General features: G+C 67.9%; 13 protein-coding genes. 1 reads left to right on the forward strand and 12 read right to left on the reverse strand.

What is annotated here, in order from left to right; genetic code table 11:
- Positions 1-51: 51 nt before the first annotated feature.
- The 9 genes from ABOZ73_RS03285 to ABOZ73_RS03325 all read right to left on the reverse strand — a co-directional run bounded on the left by ABOZ73_RS03285 (position 52) and on the right by ABOZ73_RS03325 (position 15,153).
- Positions 52-804, reverse strand: a complete 753-nt coding sequence (locus ABOZ73_RS03285) for an SDR family oxidoreductase (protein ID WP_369060679.1) — start codon at positions 802-804, stop codon at positions 52-54.
- 162 nt (positions 805-966) lie between these two features.
- On the reverse strand, positions 967-1,248 hold the full coding sequence (locus ABOZ73_RS03290) for a DUF5985 family protein (protein WP_369060681.1): 282 nt from the start codon (positions 1,246-1,248) through the stop codon (positions 967-969).
- The gene (locus ABOZ73_RS03295; RefSeq protein WP_369060683.1) at positions 1,245-1,517 is read right to left on the reverse strand and encodes a DUF5985 family protein; all 273 of its coding nucleotides are present in this window, start codon (positions 1,515-1,517) and stop codon (positions 1,245-1,247) included. The genes ABOZ73_RS03290 and ABOZ73_RS03295 overlap by 4 nt, the downstream gene beginning before the upstream one ends.
- The gene (locus ABOZ73_RS03300) at positions 1,514-1,888 is read right to left on the reverse strand and encodes a hypothetical protein (RefSeq protein ID WP_369060685.1); all 375 of its coding nucleotides are present in this window, start codon (positions 1,886-1,888) and stop codon (positions 1,514-1,516) included. The genes ABOZ73_RS03295 and ABOZ73_RS03300 overlap by 4 nt, the downstream gene beginning before the upstream one ends.
- Positions 1,888-3,912, reverse strand: coding sequence for a response regulator (locus ABOZ73_RS03305; RefSeq protein WP_369060687.1), 2,025 nt, complete (start codon positions 3,910-3,912; stop codon positions 1,888-1,890). The genes ABOZ73_RS03300 and ABOZ73_RS03305 overlap by 1 nt, the downstream gene beginning before the upstream one ends.
- Positions 3,913-3,915: 3 nt before the next feature.
- A complete protein-coding gene (locus ABOZ73_RS03310; RefSeq protein ID WP_369060689.1) occupies positions 3,916-9,741 on the reverse strand; it encodes a HAMP domain-containing protein in 5,826 nt (1,941 codons plus the stop codon).
- Between the two features lie 191 nt (positions 9,742-9,932).
- Positions 9,933-11,525, reverse strand: coding sequence for a fatty acid--CoA ligase (locus tag ABOZ73_RS03315; RefSeq protein ID WP_369060691.1), 1,593 nt, complete (start codon positions 11,523-11,525; stop codon positions 9,933-9,935).
- A gap of 19 nt (positions 11,526-11,544) precedes the next feature.
- Positions 11,545-12,744, reverse strand: coding sequence for an acyl-CoA dehydrogenase family protein (locus ABOZ73_RS03320; protein WP_369060693.1), 1,200 nt, complete (start codon positions 12,742-12,744; stop codon positions 11,545-11,547).
- Between the two features lie 81 nt (positions 12,745-12,825).
- Complete coding sequence (locus ABOZ73_RS03325) at positions 12,826-15,153, reverse strand: TonB-dependent receptor (RefSeq protein ID WP_369060695.1); 2,328 nt, start codon at positions 15,151-15,153, stop codon at positions 12,826-12,828.
- A 129-nt stretch (positions 15,154-15,282) separates the two neighbouring features.
- On the opposite strand from ABOZ73_RS03325, the gene ABOZ73_RS03330 reads away from it, so the two are divergent.
- Complete coding sequence (locus tag ABOZ73_RS03330) at positions 15,283-16,020, forward strand: LuxR C-terminal-related transcriptional regulator (protein WP_369060697.1); 738 nt, start codon at positions 15,283-15,285, stop codon at positions 16,018-16,020.
- Here the strand turns inward: ABOZ73_RS03330 and ABOZ73_RS03335 are convergent.
- The 3 genes from ABOZ73_RS03335 to ABOZ73_RS03345 all read right to left on the reverse strand — a co-directional run bounded on the left by ABOZ73_RS03335 (position 16,017) and on the right by ABOZ73_RS03345 (position 20,513).
- Positions 16,017-16,802 (reverse strand): SDR family oxidoreductase, encoded by a 786-nt coding sequence (locus tag ABOZ73_RS03335; protein ID WP_369060699.1) that lies wholly within the window; start codon positions 16,800-16,802, stop codon positions 16,017-16,019. The genes ABOZ73_RS03330 and ABOZ73_RS03335 overlap by 4 nt on opposite strands.
- Positions 16,803-16,866: 64 nt before the next feature.
- Positions 16,867-18,486 carry a tetratricopeptide repeat protein gene (locus ABOZ73_RS03340; RefSeq protein WP_369060701.1) on the reverse strand — a complete coding sequence of 540 codons (1,620 nt, stop codon included), beginning with the start codon at positions 18,484-18,486 and terminating at the stop codon, positions 16,867-16,869.
- Positions 18,483-20,513 (reverse strand): N-acetylglucosamine transferase, encoded by a 2,031-nt coding sequence (locus ABOZ73_RS03345; RefSeq protein WP_369060702.1) that lies wholly within the window; start codon positions 20,511-20,513, stop codon positions 18,483-18,485. The genes ABOZ73_RS03340 and ABOZ73_RS03345 overlap by 4 nt, the downstream gene beginning before the upstream one ends.
- Positions 20,514-20,568: the final 55 nt, after the last annotated feature.

Consider the following 20,568-nt stretch of genomic DNA (forward strand, 5'->3'; position numbering starts at 1 on the left):
GGCCTTCCAAAGAGACTTCAAGGGCGACGGCTTCTGCCGCCGCCCGTTTTTCTATTCCTGGTGCAGGGGCTCGATCTGCATGGCGACGACGTTGCAGCGGACCGGCTGGGTCAGGGCGTAGTGGACGCCGACGGCGATGTCCTCGGCCCGCAGCATCTTCATGGCGGCGATCTGCTCGCGCTGCTCGGCGGGCGAGGATTCCACCAGGTCGCTGCCGACCAGGCCGGGCTCGATCAGGGTGACGCGAAGCCCCTGCTTGGCGACCTCCTTGCGGAAGGAATGGGAGAAGCCCTGGATGCCGGACTTGGCCGCCACATAGACCGAGGAGTCCGGGCCGCGCTGGATGGCGCTGACCGAGCCGATGAACACCATCTGGCCATCTTGGCCCTGGATCAGCCGCTCCACCGCCGCCCGCGCGCAAGCCATGAAGCCGACGAGGTTGGTCTCGATCGAGTAGCGCCACTCCTCCATCTCGGCCAAGGCCTCACCCCAGATGGCGGCGTTGTTGACCAGCACGTCGAGGCCGCCCAGCGCCTCGTCGGCGGCCTGGAAGACGCGCTCAACATCCTCGGGCTTGGAGACGTCGGCGGTCACGCCGTGGGCTTCGTCGCCGACGGCGCGGATGGCGTGCAGCGCATCGTTCAGCGGACGCTCCTCGCGACCGAAGATGAACAGGCGCGCGCCCTCGCTAGCCAGCAGGATGGCGATGGCGCGGCCGATGCCCGTGGTGCCGCCGGTGACGATGACCCGGCGTCCTTTCAGGTCGGTGCGGGCGGTGTGTGCGTCCTGGGTGGGATTGGTCATCGCCGTGTCTCCTGTTGTGTCGGGCTCGGAAACAACTTCGGCGAATAGGGAGTTCCTACCGCGTGGTTTGGCGGGCGGTTTTCATGCTGACACTCACCCTCGCCCTCGCCTTCCGGCCGGCGTTCGACAACCGCCCGATGGCCCCACTGTCAGCTGGAGCGCCTAGCCCCGGCGACCGCCGAGGTTCTTGCCCAGGATCGCTGCGATGATCAGGCAGAAGGCCGCCAGGCGCAGCAGGTAGATCCAGCTGGCCTCCTCGCGATGGACGTTCAGCAGGGTCGGCAGGGCCTGGTTGGTGGCCATCAGGGCGAAGGCCGCCGCGAAGGCCAGGAACAGCCGGTCTCGCGTCCTGGCCCAGAAGCGCAGGAAGAACAGGCCCGCCATCAGGTAGCCGACGGTCAGGGCGCCGGAGACGAAGGCGGTCGTGATGGGTTCGCCGCTCACCGGTCGGTCTCCCAGACAAACCCATAGAGCAGCACCCCCAGCGCCGCAAAGGAGGTGATCCGGCGATAGGGCAGCAGATAGACGTCAGGCAGCCAGACCAGGTCGGCCACCAGGAACAGGTTGTTGACCGCCAGCAGGGCGAAGCTGATCGCCGTCCACAGCAGCAGGCGCGAGCGGCTGGCGAACCAGGCCCGGGCCAGCAGCAGGGCGCACACCGCGCTGGTGATCAGACACAGCAGATAGACCGCCGTGGGTCCGAAGAAACTCACGTTGATCCCCCCTTGAACCGGAACGCGTCGGCCAGCCCCTTCAGCTTGTCCGGCGGCATGGCGATGGTCTTGATGACGGTCACGGGCCGTTCCTTGAAGGCCACGGCCAGGCGATCGCACAGCTCGGCCGTCCGCGCGTCGACGGGGGCGAAGCGGCGCCCGCCGGCGGCGTCGCGCGAGATCAGCTCGGCGGCCTCCAGGCCGGCCATAGCGCTTTCGACCAGGGTCTCGTTGGCGCGCATCTCGGCGGCCAGGCCGGCGACGGTCCACCAGCGGTCCGGCTCGCCGCGCATCATCAACAGCAGCTCGAGCGCCCAGACCGAGGCGATCCGTTCCCGGATGAAGTGGAAGAGTTCGGGGTCGCGGAACATCAGACGGCGGCGGCCAGGGGTTTGCTGGCCAGGTCAGCGTCCAGCAGCGCCCGCAGCCGCGCGGCCAGGGCCGGGGTCTCATAGGGCTTGTCGATCAGGGGGAAGGCGTCGCCCCAGGCCTGGGCGCCGTCGCCCACATAGCCGGAGGTCAGCAGCACCTTCATGCCCGGTCGCAGGGTGCGCGCCTGCTGCGCCAGTTCGAACCCGGTCATGCCGCCCGGCATCACAACGTCGGAGAACAGCAGGTCGATCTTGCGACGGCCGTTAAGCACTTCCAGCGCGGCCGCGGCGCTGTCGGCGGTGCTGACGCGGTAGCCGAGGCTCGACAGGACATCGACGGTGAGGGCCAGGACGTGAGGGTCGTCCTCGACCACCAGGACCCGCTCGCTGCCGCCGGAGATGGAAAGGTCGGTCTTCACAGTCTCGACCATAGTCGGCGCGGCCTCGGAGCGGGGCAGGCGGATCTCGAAGCGCGCGCCCTCGCCCGGCCGGCCGTCGACGGAGACCTCGCCGCCCGACTGGCGTACGAAGCCATAGACCTGGCTGAGGCCCAGGCCCGAGCCCTTGCCGACTTCCTTGGTGGTGAAGAACGGCTCGAAGATGCGGGCCGCCACCTCCGGCTCCATGCCGGCGCCGGTGTCCATCACGCTGATCAGGACGTCGGCGCCGTCGTGGCGGGCGGCGATGCAGAGGCGGCCGCGCTCCTCCATGGCGTCGCGGGCGTTGACCGACAGGTTCAGCAGCGCCGTCTCGAACTGCGCCGCGTCGATGTGGACGTGCAGGGCCTCGTCCAGCTCCGTGCTGACGGTGATCCCCTCGCCCACCGCCTGACGGATCAGGGGCAGGAAGTTCTGGATCAGGTCTTTCAGCTCCACCACGCGCGGGTTCAGGTGCTGGCGGCGCGAGAAGGCCAGAAGCTGGCGGGTCAGAGCCCCGCCCCGCTCGGCGGCGAAGCGGATGGCGGCGGCCTGGCGGCTGAGCTTCTCATCCTCTTCGACGCGGCGCTGCAGGCGCTCGACATTGCCGAGGATGACGGTCAGCAGGTTGTTGAAATCGTGGGCCACGCCGCCGGTCAGCTGGCCAACCGCCTCCATCTTGCGGGCCTGGGTCAGGTCCTCTTCCAGGCGGCGGCGCTCGGTGTTGTCCATCAGCGACCCGAACACCGTGGCCGGCTCCCCGTCGCGAGCCGGGGCGAGCACCCCCTGGTCGAGGAAGGAGCGATAGACGCCGTCGGCGCACTGCCAGCGGAACTCGCAGGCGTAGTCGCCCTTTTCCAGCGCCTCGCGCAGGGCGTTCTCCAGCAGGTGGCGGTCTTCGGGATGAACCCGCTTTAGGCCGAACCCAGCGTCGCGGGTGAAGCGCTCGGGGTCGAAGCCGGTGACCTCCTCCACATTGGCGCTGACGAAGAGCGTGGCGAAGGGCGGCGCGGCTTCGCGCGAATGGAACACCACCGGCAGGGCCTGGAGGATCTGTTCCTGCCGCTCCTGGGTGACCCGCAGGGCGCGCTCGGCGGCCAAGCGGTCGGCGTGGGCCTTGGCGTTCTCTTCCAGCAGCAGCCGGCGTTGCTCGGACTGGCGCTCCACCTCCAGGGTCTTCAGGTGCAGATCGACCAGCACCTGCACCTTGGAGCGCAGGATGAAGGGATCGACCGGCTTGAACACCACGTCCACGGCGCCGGCGGAATAGGCCTTGAAGATGTGGGCCTCGTCGCGAAATACGGCGGTCAGGAAGACGATCGGCGTCTCGCGGTTCTTGCGCCGCATGCGGATCATGCGGGCGGTCTCGTAGCCGTCCATGCCGGGCATGTGCAGGTCCAGCAGGATGACCGCGTACTCCTCGGTCAGCAGGCGGCGCAGCGCCTCCTCCCCCGAGCGGGCGACCACCAGCTCCTGGCCCAGGGTCTCCAGCGCCTGGGTCGCCGCGAACGCGTTGCGCTCATCGTCGTCGACGATGAGGATGCGCGTCGTCAGCCGCTCCTCGCCCGGGAGCGGTTCGAGACTGTGATTGGCGACCGCCTCGACCATGGATCAGCTGGCGGCCGGGACGAGGGCGACGATCTTGTCGCCGGCCAGGCGTTGTGCGTCGGCGCGTTGCACCGAAACGCGAAGGACCGAGATCAGCTGGTCGATATCGACCGGCTTGGAGACGTAGTCCGACGCCCCCGCCTGGATGCACTTCTGGCGGTCGCCCTTCATGGCCTTGGCGGTGACCGCGATCACCGGCAGGTCCGAGAACTGCGGCCGTGAGCGGATCTCGCGCATGGTCTCGTATCCGTCCATGTCGGGCATCATGATGTCCACCAGCACCATGTCCACCTCGGGCATGCTGTCGAGCAGGTCCAGGCCCGCGCGGCCGCTTTCGGCGTAGCGCAGCTCGATCCCGTACTCTTCCAGGGCGCTTGCCAGGGAGAAAATGTTGCGGATGTCGTCGTCGATGACCACCGCGGTGCGGCCGGTCAGGACGGCGTCGGCGTGCCGCCCCTGGGCCAGCATGGTGCGGGCGGGATCGGACAGTCCCTCGACCGGGGCATGCAGCAGCAGACTGACATGGTCGATCAGTTGCTCCGGCGTACGAGCCAATCGCGCCAGGCCAGCGAACACCGCCAGGCGCAGGCGGCGGTCGTCGTCGGCTTCGAGCTCCTGCGGGGCGTACAGCACCACCACGCCCGGGCGGGCTTGACGCTGCTTCAGCACGTCGATTATCGGGCCGACGGGACCGCCGCCCACGTCGATGACCATGCAGCCCTGCTCGCCCGTGAAGGCGCTGTCGGGCAGATCGGCGAGGGCCGCGCCACGTTCGACGGCGAAGGCCTGCTCCAGGGTCGCGCCCGCCTCGCCGTCGGCGTCGCCGCCGACCAGGATCACGGGCGCCGCCTGTTGCATGGCCAGCTTCTTGACCTCTTCCAGAGACGAGATGACCGCCTCGCGCGCCACCGGCTTGGAGGTGAAGCCCACCGCCCCCATGGACAGGCCAAGCCCGCCATGGTCGTCGGCCGAGATCACATGCACCGGGATGTGCCGCGTGTCCGGCGTTCGCTTCAGCAGGTCCAGCAGGGCCAGGCCGTCCATGTCCGGCAGCCCCACGTCCAGCATGATGGCGTAGGGCGAGAAGCGCCGCGCCAGGGATGGCACAGCCGACCCCTCGCCCGTCACCACGCCCTTAAAGCCCACGTCGCGGATGAGGGACAGCAGGATGGACGAGAAGCGCGGATCGTCCTCGACGATCAGCACCACCGGGTCGCCCGGTTCGATCTGCTCGCGGTCATCGACCACCGCCTCGGCCGGCTCGGCGTCGGCGATCGAGGCCGTGGACAGGCGGAACGGCTGCGGCGAGGTGGCGGGACCGCGCGGCGCCGGCGCCGGCTGCGCGGCGGGGCTGAAGTTCAGCGGCACATACAGGGTGAAGGTGCTGCCCTCGCCCGGGGTCGAGACGACCTTCAGCTCCCCGCCCAGCAGGCGGGTGATCTCGCGGCTGATCGACAGGCCCAGGCCCGTGCCGCCGTACTTGCGGCTGGTGGTGCCGTCGGCCTGCTGGAAGGCCTCGAAGATGATCCGCTGCTTGTCCTCGGGGATGCCGATGCCGGTGTCCTCGACCGAGAAGGCCAGGACCTGGCCGGCGGTGTTCAGGTGGTCGTTGCCCGACGCCCAGCCGCCGGTGGCGCGGGCCACCTTCAGCTTCACCGAGCCGGCTTCCGTGAACTTGAAGGCGTTGGACAGCAGGTTCTTGATCACCTGCAGCAGACGCTTGTCGTCGGTGTACATCGAGCGCGGCAGGCCGGGGTCGACGTCGATGCCGAAGTCCAGCTTCTTGCCCTGCGCGATTTGGGCGAAGGTGCGGTCCATCTGGTCGCGCAGGCTGGCGAACGACATCTCGCCGATGTCCAGGGTAACGGTGCCGGACTCGATCTTCGATAGGTCGAGGATGTCATTGATCAGGCCCAGCAGATCGGTGCCGGCGTCGTGGATGTTCTTGGCGAACTCCACCTGCTTGTCGCTCAGATTGCCCTGGGCGTTCTCGCTCAGCATCTTGGACAGGATCAGCAGGCTGTTCAGCGGCGTGCGCAGTTCGTGGCTCATATTGGCCAGGAACTCCGACTTGTACTTGGAAGTCAGGGCCAGCTGCTCGGCCTTCTCCTCCAAGGCCATCTTTGCCTGCTCCACCTCGTGGTTCTTGGCCTCCACCTGCTTGTTCTGGGCGGACAGCAGGATCGCCTTGTCCTCCAGCTCGGCGTTGGTCTGCTGCAGTTCGTCCTGCTTGCTGCGCAGCAGCTCCTCGGACTGACGCAGGGACGCGGCCTGCTGCTCCAGGCGGTCGTTGGTCTTCTTCAGCTCTTCCTGCTGCGCCTGCAGTTCGCCGGTCAGCAACTGTGACTGAGCCAGCAGGCCCTCGGTCCGCATGTTGGCGGCGATGGTGCTGAGCACGATGCCGATCGACTCCATCAGCTGGTCAAGGAAGGCCTGCTGGGTCTCGTTGAACTCGCCCAGGGTGGCCAGCTCGATCACCGCCTTCAGCTCGCCTTCGAACAGGGCTGGCAGGACGACGATGTTGTGCGGCGATGACGCGCCCAGGCCGGAGCTGACCTGCAGGTAGTTCTTGGGCACGTTGGTGAGGACGATGCGCTCCTTCTCCACCGCGCACTGGCCGATCAGGCCTTCGCGGGGACGAAGCTGCGCGGCGGGGGGCTTCTTCGGATTGAAGGCGTAGCTGGCCGCCAGGGTCAGCACCTCGTCCCCGTTCTCGTCGCGGTCGGAGACATAGAACAGGCCGTGCTGGGCGCTGATCAGCGGCGCCAGTTCGGACAGCACCAGGTTCGACACGGTCGACAGGTCGCGCTCGCCCTGCAGCATGCGGCTGAACCGGGCCAGGTTGGTCTTCAGCCAGTCCTGCTCGGTGTTCTTCAACGTCTGATCCTTCAGATTGCGGATCATCTCGTTGATGTTGTCCTTCAGGGCCGCGACTTCCCCCGACGCCTCCACGGTGATCGACCGCGTCAGGTCGCCCTTGGTCACGGCGGTGGACACCTCGGCGATGGCGCGGACCTGGGTGGTCAGGTTGGCGGCCAGTTCGTTGACGTTGTCGGTCAGGTCGCGCCACAGGCCGGCGGCGCCCGGCACGCGGGCCTGACCGCCCAGCTTGCCTTCCGAGCCCACTTCGCGGGCCACGTTGGTCACCTGGTCGGCGAAGGTGGCCAGGGTCTCGATCATGCCGTTGATGGTGTCGGCGAGCGAGGCGATCTCGCCCTTGGCGTCCAGGGTCAGCTTGCGCTTCAGGTCGCCCTGGGCCACCGCGGTCACGACGTCGGCGATGTTCCGCACCTGACCGGTCAGGTTGGCGGCCATCATGTTCACGTTGTCGGTGAGGTCCTTCCAGGTGCCGGCCACGCCGGGCACCTGCGCCTGGCCGCCCAGCTTGCCCTCGGTGCCGACTTCGCGCGCCACGCGGGTCACTTCCGAGGCGAAGCCGTTCAGCTGGTCCACCATGACGTTGATGGTCGACTTCAGCTCAAGGATCTCGCCCTTCACGTCCACGGTGATCTTCTTGGACAGGTCGCCGCGCGCCACGGCGGTGGTCACGTCGGCGATGTTCCGCACCTGGCCGGTCAGGTTGCCGGCCATCAGGTTCACGTTGTCGGTCAGTTCCTTCCAGGTGCCGGCCACGCCGCGCACATTGGCCTGGCCGCCCAGCTTGCCCTCGGTGCCCACTTCACGGGCCACGCGGGTCACTTCCGACGAGAAGGAGTTCAGCTGGTCCACCATGACGTTGATGGTGTTCTTCAGCTCCAGGATCTCGCCCTTCACGTCCACGGTGATCTTCTTGGACAGATCGCCCATGGCGACGGCGGTGGTCACCTCGGCGATGTTCCGCACCTGACCCGTCAGGTTGGCGGCCATGAAGTTCACGTTGTCGGTCAGGTCCTTCCAGGTGCCGGCGACGCCCTTCACCTGGGCCTGACCGCCCAGCTTGCCTTCGGTGCCCACTTCGCGCGCCACGCGGGTCACTTCCGAGGCGAAGCCGTTCAGCTGGTCCACCATGACGTTGATGGTGTTCTTCAGCTCCAGGATCTCGCCGCGCACGTCCACGGTGATCTTCTTGGAAAGGTCGCCGGTGGCGACGGCGGTGGTCACCTCGGCGATGTTACGAACCTGGCCGGTCAGGTTGGCGGCCATGAAGTTCACGTTGTCGGTCAGGTCCTTCCAGGTGCCGGCGACACCCTTCACCTGGGCCTGGCCGCCGAGCTTTCCTTCCGTGCCCACTTCCCTCGCTACGCGGGTCACTTCCGACGAGAACGAGTTCAGCTGATCCACCATGGTGTTGATGGTGTTCTTCAGCTCCAGGATCTCGCCCTTCACGTCCACGGTGATCTTCTTGGACAGATCGCCCATGGCGACGGCGGTGGTCACTTCGGCGATGTTCCGCACCTGGCCGGTGAGGTTTTCGGCCATGAAGTTCACGTTGTCGGTGAGGTCCTTCCAGGTCCCCGCAACGCCTTCCACCTGGGCCTGACCGCCCAGCTTGCCCTCGGTGCCCACTTCGCGCGCCACGCGGGTCACTTCCGAGGCGAAGCCGTTCAGCTGGTCCACCATGACGTTGATGGTCGACTTCAGCTCAAGGATCTCGCCCTTCACGTCCACGGTGATCTTCTTGGACAGGTCGCCCTTGGCGACGGCGGTGGTCACCTCGGCGATGTTCCGCACCTGGCCGGTCAGGTTCTCGGCCATGAAGTTCACGTTGTCGGTCAGGTCCTTCCAGGTGCCGGCCACGCCTTCCACGCGGGCCTGGCCGCCCAGCTTGCCCTCGGTGCCCACTTCACGGGCCACGCGGGTCACTTCCGAGGCGAAGCCGTTCAGCTGGTCCACCATGACGTTGATGGTCGACTTCAGCTCAAGGATCTCGCCCTTCACGTCCACGGTGATCTTCTTAGACAGGTCGCCCTTGGCGACGGCGGTGGTCACCTCGGCGATGTTCCGTACCTGACCCGTCAGGTTGGCGGCCATCATGTTCACGTTGTCGGTCAGGTCCTTCCAGGTGCCGGCCACGCCGCGCACCTGCGCCTGGCCGCCCAGCTTGCCCTCCGTACCCACTTCGCGGGCCACGCGGGTCACTTCCGAGGCGAAGGAGTTCAGCTGGTCCACCATGGTGTTGATGGTGTTCTTCAGCTCCAGCACCTCGCCCTTCACGTCCACGGTGATCTTGCGCGAAAGGTCGCCGGTGGCGACGGCGGTGGTCACCTCGGCGATGTTCCGGACCTGACCCGTCAGGTTGGCGGCCATCAGGTTCACGTTGTCGGTGAGATCCTTCCAGGTGCCGGCGACGCCCTTGACCTGGGCCTGACCGCCCAGCTTGCCCTCGGTGCCCACTTCGCGGGCCACGCGGGTCACTTCCGAGGCGAAGGAGCCCAACTGCCCGACCATGGTGTTCACGACCCGGCCGATGCGCAGAAACTCGCCGCGCAGGGGGCGGTCCTCGTTCTCCAGGTCCATGGTCTGGGACAGGTCGCCCTTGGCGGTCGCGCCGATCACGCGGGCCATTTCGGCGGTCGGGTGGACCATGTCGGTGATCAGGCTGTTCACCGCCTCGACGCTGGCGCCCCAGGAGCCCGTGGCACCCGAAAGAGCCGCGCGGTGATTGATCTTGCCCTGCTTGCCGACCACGTCGCCGAGCCGCTCGAACTCCTTGCTCATGCGGTCGTTGAGATCGACGACGTCGTTGAAGGCCTCGGCCAGCTCGCCGTCGACACCCGTCAGGTCGCCGGGCAGACGGACGGAGAAGTCCCCTCGCCGGAACGCACGAAGCGCCGCGAGAAGTTGATGGACGTCCAGGCTGGATTGCCGTTCGGCCGTCGCTGCAAGCATGGTTCAGCTTCCTCGAAAGACGCACTCGCGCTCGAGGCCGCATGGCCGGCGTCAACACCCGGAGCCAATGGCTCCTATAGTCGGCGCACCCGCCCAAGCACCCCCGATCAGCGCCCAACGTTCGGCAGGAACACTGGTTCCCCAACCACAGGTATCAAGCTGTGGAAAACCACCACTCTTGGCGGTTTCTGTCAGTTCACCCGGCGTTCGCGGCCTTCCCAATAGGGTTCGCGCAACTGGCGGCGCAGGATCTTGCCGGCGGCGTTGCGCGGCAGGGCCTCGATGAAATCCACGCTCTTGGGCGCCTTGAAATGGGCGATGCGCGAGCGGGCGAAGGCGATGATGTCGTCGGCGTCGGGGGTCACCCCCGGCTTGGGCGCGACCACGGCCTTGACCGCCTCGCCCCACTTCTCGTCGGGGACGCCGATCACCGCAACCTCGCCCACATGCGGGTGGCCATAGACGGCGCTCTCGACCTCGGCGGGATAGACGTTCTCGCCGCCGGTGATGATCATGTCCTTCACCCGGTCGTGGATGAACAGATAGCCGTCCTCGTCCATGTAGCCGGCGTCGCCGGTGCGCAGCCAGCCGTCCGAGGCCATGGTCGAGGCGGTGGCCTCCGGCAGCTTCCAATAGCCGGTCATGTTGGCGGCCGAACGGGTCGCCACCTCGCCCACCGTGCCGCGCGGGACCTCTGCCCCCGTCTCGTCCACCACCTTGATCTCCACCCCCGGCATCGGCAGGCCGGCGGAGCGCATGCGCGGCGTGCCGGCGGGGTCGTGATCCTCGGGCGGCAGATAGACGATGGTGCCGCAGGTCTCGGTCATGCCGTACTGCTGGACGAACCCGCAGCCGAACACGTCCATCGCCTCGCGCAGCAGGTCCAGCGGGATCGGCGCGGCGCCGTAGAGCATGTACTTCAGGCGGCTGTAGTCGATGTCCCGCGCCCTCGGCTGACGCACCACGATCTGCAGGGCGGCGGGCACCAGGAACAGCTTGGACACCCGGTCATGCTCGATGAAGTCGAGCACCTTGAAGGGGTCGAACTCTCGCGCCACCACGCCGGTCGCGCCGTTGAACAGGCCGACCAGGCCCCAGCCGCTGCCGCCGATGTGAGCCACGGGCATGGCGACCAGGCTGACGTCCTCGGGGACCCACTGGTTCCATTCCATCGGCTGGAGGGTCGCCTCGCGGCGGCCGCGCAGCAGGTTGCCGTGGCTGAGCATGGCGCCCTTGGGCCGGCCGGTGGTGCCTGAGGTGTAGAGCTGGATCGCCACGTCGCGGTCGCTGATGGCGACGCCGGGGTCCTGGTCCGACTGGCTGTCGCGCCAGGCCTCGAAGGCCGGCCACTCCTCCCCGCCCTCCATGGCGATGACGGCGGACGCGCCTTGCAGCGTCGGCGCCATCGCGCGCCCGACGGCCAGGCTCTCGGCGCCGACGAACAGCATCCTGGCCTCGGCGTCCTCGACCACATAGGCGATCTCGGGGACGGCCAGGCGCCAGCCGATGGGGACCATGACCAGCCCGGCCTTGGACGCCCCCACGAACAGCTCGAAGTACCAGTCGCTGTTCTTGCCCACATAGGCGATGCGGTCGCCTTTCTTCAGGCCGGCCGCGATCAGGCCGTTGGCGACCTGGTTGGTATGGCGATCAAAGGCGGCGAAGCTGGTCTCGCGTCCCTCGAACTTGAAGGCCGCCGCATCAGGTCGTGTCCGCCCGTGATAGCGGGCGACATCGCCTAGGGTCGGCATCTGGTCGAAGTCGATGGCGTTGTTGTCGCCCATTTTGTCTCTCTCCCTGCGCCTACAGGCCCAGAACCAGCTTGGCGACGATGTCGCGCTGGATTTCATTGGAGCCGCCATAGATCGACGCTGCGCGATTATTCAGGTAGCGGGCCGTCAAGGCCAACAGATGTTCGGGTCCGATCAGCGGAAAGTTGCGTCCCGCTCCGGTTTCCACCGACTGGGCGACGGCGGCGTAGTGGGCCGCGGCGTCGATCCCGATCTCGTCAAGCCGTTGCAGGGCCTCGGTTCCCTGGGTCTTGAGCAGGGACGAGACCGCGCCGGGGTTCTTGCCGGCCGACAGGGCGCTGAGCACCCGGTGCTCCGACACTTCCACCGCCTGGACGGCGATTTCGGCGTCCACCAGCCGCATGCGAAAGCGCGGATCGTCGATCAGGCGCTCGCCGTCCGACGTCTCCAGCCGCGCCACCTCGCGCAGACGCTCGACCGACGCACGCAGGCCGGGCGACGCACCTCCGCCCCGCTCGAACTCCAGCAGGTGCTTGGCGACGGTCCAGCCCTGGTTCTCCTCGCCGATGCGCCCCGACCGGGGCACGCGGACGTTGTCGAAGAAGACCTGATTGACCTCGTGCTCGCCGGCCAGGGTGATGATCGGTTCGACCGTGATCCCCGGCGTGTCCATAGGCAGCAGCAGGAAGGTAATCCCCGCCTGCGGCTTGCCCTCCGTGGACGTCCGCACCAGGCAGAACATGTGGGTCGCCCATTGGGCGTGGGTGGTCCAGATCTTGGAGCCGTTGAGGACGTAGTCGTCGCCGTCGGTGACCGCCCGCATCCGCAGGGAGGCCAGGTCGGACCCCGCCCCCGGCTCCGAATAGCCCTGACACCAGTAATCCTCGCCCGACAGGATGCGCGGCAGGTAGTGCGCCTTCTGCTCCGGCGTGCCGAACTTCATGATCACCGGCCCGACCATCTTCAGGCCCATGGGGGCCAGGTTGGGCGCGCCGGCGCGGGCGCATTCGGCGGCGAACAGGTGCCGCCGCATCTCGTTCCAGCCCGTGCCGCCGTACTCGACCGGCCAGGACGGCGCGACCCAGCCCTTGGCGTGCAGGATCCGCTGCCAAGGCAGGCTGTGGCGCTTCTCGGTGAAGACGCTGGTGGCGTGGCGTCCGACCTCCCGCAGCCCGGGAGTCAGGGCCTGATCGATGAACGCACGTACTTCGTCACGAAACGCCAGGTCCTCCGGATCCAGATCTAGATTCAAGCAACACTCCAAACGGTCAGGAGGAAGAACGCCGACACCGGCGAACCGGCGTCGGCGCGAGGTTTCCCGAGGTGGGAAGGACTAGAAGTTCACCCGCAGGCGCAGAGCCACGGAGCGCGGACGCTCGATGGTGGCGAAGTACGATCCCGTCGCCAGGGGCACGTCGTTGGCGGTTTGGAAGGTCCGCTCGTTGGTCAGGTTGCGGACGACGAGGTCCAGCACCCAGTCGCGGTCCCGGGGACCGACGCCGACCAGCAGGTTCACCTTGGTCACCGCCTTCTGCAGCGTCTGGGGATCGAGATCCTGGGCCCCGTAGAACTGGTCGACATAGTTGGCCTGGCCATCGACGGTCAGCTGGTAGTCGCCGATCGGCTTCACCCAGCGCACGCCGAAGCTGACCGTCCACTCGGGAGTGATCTGGTTGGTGCGGCCGGTCAGGTCGTTGACCCCGGCGGCCGAACACAGCGCGCCGTTAGCGTAACCGCCCGCCGCGATCTGGGCCACGGTGCAGCCGGCGTTCTTGTAGTCGGTGTACTCGAAGTCGATGTAGCCGATGGCGGCGTTGAGGGTCAGCTCATCCACCGGCCGCCAGCGCCCGTCGAGCTCAAGCCCGCGGGCCCGCGCCGCCGCCGCGTTGCCGACGACGTAGGACGTGCCGCCGGTGAACTGCGAGGTCTGGATGTCGTCGTAGTTCACGTGGAAGATCGCGGCGTTCAGCTCGGCGTTGCCGCCGAACCGCAGCTTGGCCCCGATCTCGTAGGAGGTGGCCTTTTCCGGCCGATAGGCGATCTCCCGCAGCATGCGCTGCTGGTACTGATCCGCCGTCTCGCCCGGGCGCGCGCCCCCGGTTCCGAAGTAGGCGGCGTTGAAGCCGCCGCCCAGGGTGCTGTGCGCGGCGCTGACGTAGAAGCTGGCCTCGTCCGTCGGCTTCCAGCGCAGGTTGGCCGACCAGGAGGTGTCGTTCTCCTTGCTGCTCGGTCGCAGGACGTGGGGCGTCGCCTCCAGCACCGCATTGGCCAGAGCCGCCAGAACCGGCGCCGGCAGCGGACCGCCGGTCGTCGCGTTGGTCAGGGTGATCTCCTGCAGCGCGTCCTTCTTTTCGGAGGCGTAGCGCAGGCCGCCGGTGGCCTCGAGCTTGTCGGTCAGGTCGATGGTCGCCTGGCCGAAAATAGCCCACAGCTTGCTCTCCTGCTGGAACCGGCCGAAGCGGTTCAGCGGCGGGAACGGCGCGCCCAGCGGCACGGTGTTGGCGTAGGTCCAGCCGTCGTTGTCGAGCTGCGACTGCTGCAGATAGACGCCGGCCAGGGGCCGCACCTTGCCGATGGCGGCGAAGCTGATGCGGCTTTCCAGACTGTACTGTTCGTACTTCTCGTCCTGCTTGACCTGCAGCACGTCGAGCGGGCCGAGGTCGGCGTCGAAGGCGCGCAGGAAGTCGTAGCCCGAGTAAGCCGCGATGGTGGTCCATTCGCCTATGGGCGTGCGCCAGTCGAGGCGCGCCATCAGCTCGTCCGTGCCGCCGTCCATGACGAAGGCCGAGCCGAGATCGAGGAAGGGCGAGCTGTTGCCCTGCCGCGCCTTGCCGTCGATGTCGCCGTCGACACCCAGGCTGGTCAGCAGCGGCGCCAGCGCCCCGCCCAGATGGATGATCTCGATCGGGTTGCCCTTGGTGTCGAAGTCGCTGTGGTCGTAACGGGCGAAGAGCTTGGCGTTCGCCGACAGGTCCGCCTCGGCCGACAGGCGCCCAGCCCAGTTGGTGTAGCGAGGCTGGGCCTCGTCGTAATAGCTGTTGTCGACCCAGCCATCCTTCATCTCGTTGTACTGGAAACCGGCACGCACCCGCAGGCGGTCGGAGACCGGGCCGGTGATGAAGCCCAGCACCTCGGTCTCGCCCTGCTCGAACTCGTAGCCGGCCGAGATCGAGCCGTCGAAGACCGCCGAGGGGCGGGCCGAGTTGATGTTCAGGGCGCCGCCGACGGTGTTCTTGCCGAACAGGGTCCCTTGCGGGCCGCGCACCACTTCCAGCGAGCCCATGTCGAGGAAGGCGAAGCGCGACTGCACCCCGCGCCCGCGATAGACGCCGTCGACAAAGGTGGCCACCGCCTGCTCGCCCGCCGCCTGCAGGTCGGAGTTGATGCCCCGCATGGAGATGACGTCGGAGATCGGGCTCTGCGAGACCGTGAAGTTGGGGATGGTCCCCGTCAGGTCCTGGAACCTGTTCACGCCCTGCGCCTGCAGCGTCTCGCCCTTCACGGCGGTGATCGATAGCGGCACCTCCTGCAGGGTGGCCGTGCTCTTGGTCGCGGTGACGATCACCTGGTCCAGGGTGTTGTTGTCCTGAGCCAGGGCGGAACCGCCGGCGCACAGGGTCGCAAGGACGGCGCTGGACGCCGTCCGAAGCCAAAGCCTCATTCCCGTTCTCCCTCCGGCCGCGGCTGACACGCGGCTCATCCGACCCGAGCTTCATGGTCCCGAGTTCCACCGGAGCTTGCGGAAGGGGTTGAGGCGTAACAAGCTGTCGAAAATGATAGGGGCGGACGCGTGAGCACGGGGCTGAAGCTCGTCGAGGAACTGGCGCGGGACACCGCACGCCTTGGTGTGGAGACTGGCCTTCCCTACATCGCCGCCAGCGCCGACATCGGCAGCCCGGAGGCCATCGTCGGCGTGGACGGCAGGCCCGTGGCGGAGACGATCTTCCGCTGGCTCGATCCTGATCTGCAGTACTGGCGCGACCGGGGATTCGCGCTGCGCTCGCCCTTCGTCTACGCCACCCGCTTCAGCGCAGAGCCGTTCTACTACCGCCACGGCCGCTTCGGGACCTGGCGGCCGGCGGCGTGGGTCGACACCTTCGGCCGGGTCGAGGCGGCGGACGCTTTCGGCATCGGCGCGGCGATCATCGCCCCCGCCTATCTGCCGCGCGGGGTGATCGGGGCCATCGTCTGGGCCTCGCCCGATCCCGAGGTTCCGGTGGAGACCATCTTCGCCGCTCGCGCCTCGGAATTCCATGCGGCGGCCCTGAAGCTGGCCGGGGCCTGCCAGGACCTGCGCCGCCCCGCCCCGGCGGAGGCGGCCCGCCTGACCCGGCGCGAGATCCAGTGTCTGAAATGGGCGGCGGCCGGGAAGACGGACATGGAGATCGGCACCATCGTCCGCATCTCCACCCCCACGGTGCGCTTCCACATCACCAATGCCGCCGGAAAGCTGGGTGTCGGCGGCCGATCGCAGGCGGTGCTGCGCGCGGCCAACCTCGGCTATATCGGCGCGGCCGCGGCGGGTTAGCCGAAGCCCGTCCCGCCCAGGACCGAGCCGCCGTCACAGTCGATGATCGTGCCGGTGATGTAGGCGGCGTTGTCGGTGCTGAGGAACAGCGCAACGTCGGCGATCTCGCGCTTCTCGCCATAGCGGCGCAGGGCGATGTTGTCCTTGATCCGCTTCTCGGCTTCCGGCGTCGGGGCCAGGCGCGCCATCCCCTCGGTGTCGGCGATGGGACCGGGCGAGATGGCGTTCACCCGCACGCCCATGGCGCCCCACTCCATGGCCAGCACCTTCGTCAGCATGTTGATGCCCGCCTTGGCGGCGCAGACGTGGGCCTGCATGACGCTGGGCTTCACGGCTTGGGGCGCGGTGATGCTGATCAGGGACGCCCCCGGCTTGCGCAGGAACTCGAACGAGGCGCGCAGCACGTTGAAAGTGCCGATCAGGTCGATGTCGACCACGGTCTTGAAGCCGTTGGCCGACATGCCCAGGGCCGGGGCCACGAAGTTGCCCGCCGCGCCGGACAGGACGATGTCGATCTCGCCGAACGCCTCGTGGGTCCCCTTCAGCGCCGCCTCGACCGCCGCGTAGTCGCGCACGTCGGCGGAGAAGCCCACGGCCTCATGCCCCTTGGCCTTCAGGCCGGCGACGGCGGCGTCGACCTTGCCCTGGCTGCGGCTGATCACGGCGACCCGGGCGCCCTGCTGGGCGAACCGCTCGGCCACGGCCAGGTTGATGCCGCTGGTCCCGCCGGCGACGAAGGCGGTCTTTCCGGCCAGCAGGCCGGGCTTGAAGGCGTCGTTCATGGGCTTCCCCTTTTTTGCTTATCCGCATAGTGGGGGCTGACCCGACGTCATGGCAACGCGGGGCTCAGTCGAGCTGCAGGCTCGACATGTCGAAGCCGTGGTACAGCGACAGGAACCGGAACGGGTTCTCCTGCCAGCTGCGATACATGATGTTGTTGATGTCCAGAGTGACGTCAAAATAGCGCAACTGGACCTGGGGATGCCGGGCGAGCAGGTGGTGGCGTCCTAGCATCAGGGCCACCTGGTCGATCCAGCGGGTCAGGTGATCCCGGGTCAGCATCCCGCTGAGATAGGCCGAGACGAAGCTGAAGAACGCGTCCGTGGTCGCCGTCGGATAGGCCAGGACCAGATTGGCGGTCAGCCGCGCGCCGGCGTTGGAGCTGCCCTCGTTCTCGTTGAAGACCAGATCCGCGCCCTCATTGCCGTCCAGTAGATCTGCGACGCCGCGCTGCAGAAGCAGGTCGATGTCGGAGATGAACAGCGGGCGGCCCAGGCGCCGCAACAGCCCCCCAGCCTGCAGGAAGCGGATGGACTGGAAGTGCCCGATGGGCTTGGCCGCCATCCCCCTGGGCGGCGCGTCATGTACCCTAGTGGTGACCGCCGCTTCATCGAAGTCGTCGCCCGCGAACACCAGGCCGTCGTCCTGCACATCCACGACCTGCGCCGACCGCGCCAGCCCCGCGCCGCCGCCGATCACATGAACCACCACCATGCACGGCACGTCGCAGTGCTTGAGCACGGAGCGCACATACCAGCGACCGTACATCGCCACATAGGCTTCGTCCGCGGCGACCAGGAAGACGACCTTGGCGCCCACGGCGTCGGCGCGAGCGGTGACGTCGTCCCAGGTCATCGCCTGCCCGGCGGCGTCCGCGAAGGTCGTCCTCGGCTCAGGCGGCGCGGCGGGCGTCGGACCCAGGACCGCCGGAAGGTCGATGGACTCCAGCATCAGCCGGTAGTGACGCTCCCAGCCCGGCCAGCCGGTCTCTTCCGGCTCGGTGACCTTGTATTGGCCTTGGGCGGCCAGCAACTTCTCCAGCTCGGCCAGGGCGTTCTCGTCGAGGGGGCGGCACAGCAGGCCGCTGGCGACGTCGTGGATGTCCTTGAGGCGCACCAGCGGGTGCAGCCCGGGCCGGTCGACCAGTGCGACGCGGGAGCGGTGATCCAGATCACCCGCCTGGTCTCCCCTCGCCTTGCAGACCTCGGCCATGGTCTCGTGAGCCGACAGGTTGTCCGGCTCCAGCTTCAGCAGCGCTTCGGCGTAGCGCCCCGCGGCCTCCATGTCGCCGAGCGTCTGGTTGCAGGACATGGCGGTGCGCAGCACCAGCGGGTTCGTGGGCGATAGGTCCGCCAGGGCCGAGGCGTAGGGCGCGGCGTGCTCCACGTCGTTGGCCCGCATATGCAGATTGTAGCGTTCGATCGCGGGCCGGGTCTGCTCGCTCATGTCCTGGGCGGCGAAGACACTGTCGGGATGCCGCGCGCGCAGTTCGCCCAGCACCTTCAGCGCATCCAGCGTCCGCCCCGACGCGCTGTGGGTCTGCATGAGCGCGCGGCGCACATCCTCCCGGTCCGGCTCCACGATCAGCACATGCTCGAAAATGGTCGCGGCGTCGCCCCAGCGGCGCTCCTGCTGGAGGCGCCGCGCGAGGTCGAGGACGGGAGCGGTCCCGCCGGCGCCGCTCATCGGCCAGCGGCCTCCATGTCGGCCGCGGTCCACAGGCGGCTGTCCGCCTGGATCGGCCTGCGGCGATGGCGAGCCGCCAATTTCTCGCGGTAGAGCGCGTCGTAGTCTGGCTGGGCGAGCATCTCGCTGGCCTCGTGGTCGATGCCGACGCCTATATCCAGATAGTGCTCGAGGTTGACCAGATCGGGCTGCGGCGTCCGCCCTGCCTGGTGCTCCGCGCACATGTGGGCGTAGAGGTCCTCAAGACCGGACACGAGGGCGTCCATGTCGAAGAGGACGCAGGACGACCGGTTCTCTTCCAGCCTCGCCCTGTAGACCGCGACCTGCGCACGATCGCCCGCCAGGGCCACGGCGCGCTCGACGTACTCCCGCGGGTCGTGGCAGATCAGGTCTTCAAGGCCCGCCGCCCGCACCAGGCTGCCGCAGACCCGCGCCGCGAAGCAGCGGCCGGCCAGGGTGAGCACGGGGACGCCCATCCACAGCGCGTCGGACGCCGTGGTGTGGGCGCCGTAGGGCGTCGTATCCAGGAACAGGTCCGCCAGCGGATAGCGGGCCAGATGGAAGGGGTTGTAGAGCTTCTGCGCGAAGACGATCCGTTCCGGCGCGACGCCCGCGGCGACCGCGTGCTCGCGCAGGCGCGCATTGGTCGCCTCATTGTGGTCGAGCAGCCAGAGCACCGATCCCGGCACGCGCTGCAGGATCTCCATCCACCGCGCGAAGTTGAAGCGGGTGATCTTCTGCGAACCGTTGAAGCAGCAGAACACGAAGGCGTCGTCGGGCAGGCCGGCGTCGGCGCGGGTCGGCTTCTCCGGCGCCACGACGCGCTTGCGGTCGTTCGCCTGGTAACAGGGCAGCCGCAGCACCTTCTCGGAGTAGTACTTCTCCATCTCCGGCGGGATGATCCACTCGTCGGCGATGATGTAATGGTGATAGGGCGTCGCCATCGTGCCGGGGAAGCCCAGCCAGTTCGCCTGGATCGGCGCGGCGCGGCGAGCGAAGAGCCCGGTTCGGCTGTCGCGCGTGTGGCCGTTGACGTCGACCAGCACGTCGATGCCGTCGGCGGCGACCCGCAAGGCCGCCTCGTCGTCGGTCATGCCGCGGATATCGACCCAATGCTCGACCGCGCTCTGGATACGGGCGTTGACCGTGCCGGTCGCCGGCCCGCAGTAATAGGCGAACACCTCGATCTTCTCGCGGTCGTGAAGCTCGAACATCTCGGACATCAGGTAGCCGACGGCGTGGTCGCGCAGGTCGGACGACACATAGCCGACACGGATGCGGCGGCCCGCGAGATCAATCTGGGCGTCCCGGCGGTCAAAGGCGACGGGATCGAAGGTTTCGGGCGTGGAGCGCTCGGCATAGGCGGCGGCGGAGCCGAGCTGCAGCCAGGGATCGTCGCTGAAGGCGCCCAGGGACAGAGGATGGATGCCGCGCACCAACTGGTCGCGGGTGACCCTCTCCGACGGCACGATGACCGGCCACTTGCAGGCGCTCAGCCTCCGGGCGGTGTACTGCTCGAGCACGTCGTACTGCTCGGGGTCCAGGTCCAGGCACTGATAGAGCGCCGCCTCGGCGTCCTGGCCGAGATCGTGTTCGCCCAGGATGCGCCCCAGTTGCTTCAGGGCCGCGACCTTGTAGCCGAGGATCAGGCCGGTCAGCGGGATCGGGCGATCGACCGCGGCGCGCCACTGCGCGACGGCTTCGTTGAGCAGGCCGCGCTTCTCCAGAACGCTGCCGAGGTTGATGTAGCCCGGCAGGAAGTCCGCGTTCACCTCGACGGAGGCTCTCAGGGAGGCTTCGGCCCCATCCAGGTCGCCTAGCTGCTGCTGGAGACCGGAGTTGTTGAAATAGGCGACGAAGACGTGGGGATCGCTGGGATTGAAGGCGATCCAGATGCGGTAGAGCTGCTCCGCCATCGCCACATGACCCGACGCGGCGAGCCGGCCCGCGGCCTCCATGACCTCGCCGATGGGATGGCCGCCAGCGGCGATCCGCTGCACCGCAGATACGAACAGAGCTTCGGACATACCGCTTTCAACACGCCAGAACACAGGGAGGATTCGGCGCGCACGGCCCCGAAAC

Source organism: Caulobacter sp. 73W, from assembly GCF_041021955.1.
Classification (GTDB): domain Bacteria; phylum Pseudomonadota; class Alphaproteobacteria; order Caulobacterales; family Caulobacteraceae; genus Caulobacter.